The sequence below is a fragment of the Streptomyces sp. NPDC006197 genome, assembly GCF_040613865.1.
Taxonomy (GTDB): Bacteria; Actinomycetota; Actinomycetes; order Streptomycetales; family Streptomycetaceae; genus Streptomyces.
Genome location: NZ_JBEXSZ010000283.1, coordinates 1 through 2,725 on the forward strand (window position 1 = coordinate 1; position 2,725 = coordinate 2,725).

At 70.2% G+C, this 2,725-nt stretch carries 3 protein-coding genes; all 3 read left to right on the forward strand.

What is annotated here, in order from left to right:
• The coding region (locus tag ABZ318_RS39400) for a hypothetical protein (RefSeq protein ID WP_356907221.1) at positions 1-187 on the forward strand (187 nt) is incomplete at its 5' end.
• A gap of 157 nt (positions 188-344) precedes the next feature.
• Positions 345-2,108, forward strand: a complete 1,764-nt coding sequence (locus ABZ318_RS39405) for a lysyl oxidase family protein (protein ID WP_356907222.1) — start codon at positions 345-347, stop codon at positions 2,106-2,108.
• A gap of 249 nt (positions 2,109-2,357) precedes the next feature.
• Positions 2,358-2,591, forward strand: coding sequence for a hypothetical protein (locus ABZ318_RS39410; RefSeq protein WP_356907223.1), 234 nt, complete (start codon positions 2,358-2,360; stop codon positions 2,589-2,591).
• Positions 2,592-2,725 lie beyond the last annotated feature (134 nt).

Here is a 2,725-nt window from a genome sequence, read left to right on the forward strand (position 1 = left end):
CGTTCTTACGACGCACATGCGTTTCCCGCGCGGCGAACACCGCGTCCCGGTCGTCGCCGATGGTGGTGAAGTACTCCTCGGCCACGTCGCCGGACTCGACGGCGTCCAGGGCGCGCCCCCGACATTCCGTTCGGCGCTGCAGCCCCCTTTCCCCCGCAGCAGTTCAATCCGGCCAACATCGGGGTGATTTCGGCCCTCTGGACAACCGGGCGTCATCTCTTCCCCTCTCACCGCACGGGCGCAGCGAGTGCCTCCTGCCGCACCGGTCGGGCGTCCGTCCCGTCCCGTCGGGCGGGTGGCCCGCTGTCCGCCTCCTTCCACAGCACCCGGAGGACGAGGGAACGATGACCACCACGCGCACCACCCGACTGCGGCGGCCGCTGCTGGCCGGTACCACGGCTGTCGCCGCCATGGCCGTGACGGCCGGCTTCATGACCGCCACGCCGGAGCAGGCGAACGCCGTGACGGGCCCCAGGCTGAGTCTCGTCGCGGCGACCGGCTCGATCACGCTCACCTCCTGGAAGGAGGACCCGGGCGTCTACCTGGACCTGGGCACGTACCTGACGGCGGAGGGAACCCCGTTCGAGCTCAAGGCGACCCGGAAGTCCTACAAGGACCCGGTGACCCTCACCCAGACCGTGTACGAAGGCGGCAGGGCCAAGGCGAAGACGCTGCCCCAGGGCACCGTGAAGGACTTCTCCGGGCTGCCCGGCTTCGCGGAGATCACCCTCACCGACAAGGACGGCAAGAAGGTCGTCAGCCGGGCGGAGAGCTTCTGCCCGAACAACGCCAGCGGACGGGTCCGCCCCGACGCGCCCTCCACCTCGAAGTATCCCGAGAGCTGCCCCACCAACCCCTTCACCCTCGGTTCCGTGTGGGGCGTCGAGAAGGGGTGGGCCGCCAACACCTACGGCGGTTCCTACACCCAGCCGGTGAAGCTCGCCGCCGGCACGTACACGGCCGAGGTCCGGGTCGCCAAGAAGTACCGGGACCTCTTCAAGATCGCCGACAGGCCCGCCCGAGTGAAGGTCACCGTCGAGGAGCGCAGTTGGGAGGAGAACGGCGCCGCGGCCGCCCGAGCGGCCACCGCCGGGGAGCACGCCGGGCACGGCGCCGCCCACCACGCTCCGGCCGGTCACGCCGGGCACGGCCCGGGGCACGCTCCGACCCCCGCCCAGGCCGGAGCCCCGGAGACCAGCGGCGCGGGCCCCTCGTACAACGTGGGCCACGGGCCGCTGAAGGCCGCACCGCCGGCCCTGCCGTGGGCACTCAAGAAGCAGCAGGCGGCACGCGCCGACATGCAGGCCGGCGCCATGCAGGCTGGCGACACGGCGGGTCGGACCGACGGCTCGCGACAGGCGCCCGCCCTCGCGCCGCGGTCCAAGCGGCCCACCGGGAACCCCTCCGTCCCCGATGTCCCCAAGCCCGACCTGCGGTCGCTGCCGGCCTACGGCATCACCATCAGCGACGGCGACCGGAACATCCCCGGCAAGGACTACCTGGCCTTCAGCGCCAACGTGTGGAACGCCGGTCCGGCCCAGCTCGTGGTGGACGGCTTCCGCTCGCCCGGCAAGGCCAAGATGGACGCCTACCAGTACTTCTACGACGCCCACGGCAAGCAGGTCGGCTACACCCCGACCGGCACCATGGAGTGGGACCCGCGCCCCGGCCACGTGCACTGGCACTTCACGGACTTCGCCAGCTACCGGCTGCTGAAGGCCGACAAGAAGGAAGCGGTGCGCAGCGGCAAGGAGGCCTTCTGCCTCGCCAACACCGACGCCGTCGACTACACGGTGAAGAACGCCAACTGGCACCCGTTCAACACCGACCTGGCCACCGCCTGCGGTCAGGAGAACTCCATCTCCGTCCGCGAGGTGCTGGACGTCGGCTCCGGCGACACCTACACCCAGGACCTGCCGGGACAGTCGTTCGACATCACGGACGTGCCCAACGGCACCTACTACATCCAGGTACTGGCCAACCCGGCCAAGCGGCTGAAGGAAACCGACCTCGGCAACAACAGCGCCCTGCGGAAGATCGTCCTCGGCGGCACACCCGGACGGCGGACCGTGACCGTCCCCGCGCACGACCTCGTGAACGCGAACTGATCACACCCCAGGCACCGGCACGCCCCCTGCGAGTCGACGGAGCCGCGGCACACGGGTGACAGGCGCCGGCCCGCAGGAGAGGAGAACGATCTCAACGGGCGACTGGAAAGCATCGTTTCTGCGCGTCCGCGACCCCGCGATCCGCTGTCCGGCATTGGAGTGAGACGTGGTGTCCCGTCGATCCCTGGGAGCGTTTGACCGCCCGACGGGCACTTTTGCCACGTCACTCGGAACTCATGAGGAGTAGCTATGCGTTCTCTGGCCGCGTCTGTCCTGGCCGTGGGAATCCTGTTCGGCGGTGCCGGTGCCGCACTCGCCCACGACGGCGTCGGAATCGGAAGGTTCGCCGAGGACGGCTCCGGCTTCGCCTCGCACTGCGCGGTGGCCGGCGTTCCGTCCGTGTACGGAACGATCTTCACCGCGTCGTGCTCGGAGAAGGGCTGGGAAGAGGGCACGGAGTTCGAGTACCTCGGCGCCCACTGACCTGCGGCCACGCCAGGCAACAGGTACCACTGAGCAAGACCCACGCGTCCCGTGCCCACGCACGGGACGCGACGGCGGGCCCGCTCTCGCAGCCAGACGGTCTCATGAGCGGGCGGCGGACGCCAGTGATCGGA